General features: G+C 58.2%; 2 protein-coding genes. One reads left to right on the top strand and one right to left on the bottom strand.

What is annotated here, in order from left to right; translation table 11 throughout:
- Positions 1–456 (bottom strand): transposase family protein (locus NCT04_RS34150; protein WP_502800725.1); only part of this gene is annotated, 456 nt, incomplete at its 3' end.
- A 162-nt stretch (positions 457–618) separates the two neighbouring features.
- On the opposite strand from NCT04_RS34150, the gene NCT04_RS34145 reads away from it, so the two are divergent.
- Positions 619–1,650 (top strand): IS110 family RNA-guided transposase, encoded by a 1,032-nt coding sequence (locus NCT04_RS34145; RefSeq protein WP_250470253.1) that lies wholly within the window; start codon positions 619–621, stop codon positions 1,648–1,650.
- The last annotated feature ends 282 nt before the right edge of the window (positions 1,651–1,932 follow it).

The raw sequence follows: 1,932 nt of genomic DNA, 5'->3' as shown, positions 1-1,932 counted from the left end.
GCTGCCATCGATCTGGATCAGCTCGCCATAGCACGAGCGACGGTTGCGCGGCTGATGGATCCTTGGAGGACGCTGTCGACGTGGCGTCCAGAGTCTGGCGCCGATCATGAGCCGCCGAACGGTTTCCTTGGCCAGCCGAATGTCATGACACTCGCGCAGCTTCTCGCAGGCAAGCGTCGGGCCAAAATCGCTATAGCGCTCTTTGACGATGGCCACGGCCCGGACCGCCAAGCCCGCGTCGACACGATGATTGCCCGTTTGACCGCGCTTGCCGGAAACCAGGCCCGGCGCGCCTTGTTCGCGTAACCGCGCACTGAGACGCCGCACCTGTCGTGTACTCAGTACAAGTCGCTCGGCGGCCCGCCACGGTTTGAGCAGTCCGTCGACCACTGACTGAATCACTTTGAATCGGTCCAACTCGCGCATCGACATGGTAATCGTGTCCGTTGCAGCCATCGCGGTCTCCTGCGCCGCAGCATCGGCGCGGGGTAAGCTTAGGCGGTTCGAAGCGGACATTTGAATCTGGCTAAAAGCAATGGGATGGACTCCTCCTCACCCCGCGGGAACAGGGCGCATGATTGCAGTTGTCTTCAACCGGTCAATCAGGAGGAACACAAGATGGACATCATTCGCGTCGGGATCGATCTCGCAAAAAATGTCTTTCAAGTTCACGGCGTGGATCGACGCGAGAAGACGGTCTGGCGTCGCAAGCTTGCACGCGATGAATGGCTGGATATCCTGCGCAAAACGGTTCCCCTGCATGCACAGATCGGAATGGAGGCGTGTGGCGGGGCTCACTATTGGGCACGGCGTCTCCAGATGCTTGGATATACGGTCAAGCTTATCGCTCCGCAGTTCGTGAAGCCGTACGTCAAGAGCAATAAGAACGACGCCAACGATGCTGAAGCTATCTGTGAAGCGATAAGTCGGCCTGGCATGCGTTTCGTCTCCGTCAAGACGGTCGGGCAACAAGACGTGCAGGCAGCTCACCGGGTGCGCACTGGACTGATGGAGCAACGAACCGCGAAAGCAAACCAGATTCGTGGCTTGGCCTCCGAGTACGGTCTCGTGGCTCCCAAACAGATACTTCAGCTACGACGCGCAGTTCCTGTTTGGCTCGAAGATACCAACTGCGGTCTGAGTGATCGTTTCCGTCGACTGCTCACGGGGATCTGGGAAGACCTGCGCTCACTGGACGATCGGATAGCACAACTAGACCGCGAAATCACTGCCATCGCGGCATCTGATCCCGTAGCGGTGCGTCTGCAGCAGTTGCGTGGCGTCGGTCCGATGGTCGCCACGGCCTTGTTGGCCGCAGTGGGCGATGCCAGGCAATTTGCCAATGGACGACAGATGGCTGCATCGCTGGGGTTGACGCCCAAGCAGAACAGTTCAGGCGGCAAGGAACGGCTTCTCGGAATCAGTAAGAGAGGCGATTCTTATGTGCGTTGCCTCTTGATTCACGGCGCTCGAGCGATGATCCAGATGGCCAAACGCAGGACTGATGCGCTAAGTCTCTGGGTCATGCGTATTGCGGCAAGCCGGCATCCCAACGTTGCCGCGGTCGCCTTGGCGAACAAGACTACGAGGATCGCGTGGGCGATGATCACACGGCAAACAGATTACCAGCCAAGGCTGGCTGCGCAGTAAAGTCGTTCGCGACTAGCGATACCTTCTTTAAGATTGCAAAACAAGCCGCATGATGGCCAACAGGTCGAACCGGCGCTGATCGAACCCGCTAATGTCCGGGGCTTCGAGCCCGTAAAAGCGATTGGGAATCAGCGCGCGAATAGCCCATCAGGGTCCGCTGCCTCATTGAGGCGCAGCTTCATGAGACCGGATATACGTGAGCGATCGATACTAGGGCTGACACGCAGAGTGTTTGCAAACGAGGAGGAGTCCATATACGGACATTACAATCTAGCCGCTACA

This window comes from Caballeronia sp. GAFFF2, assembly GCF_023631485.1.
Classification (GTDB): domain Bacteria; phylum Pseudomonadota; class Gammaproteobacteria; order Burkholderiales; family Burkholderiaceae; genus Caballeronia.
This window is presented reverse-complemented; position numbering and strand designations above follow the sequence as displayed.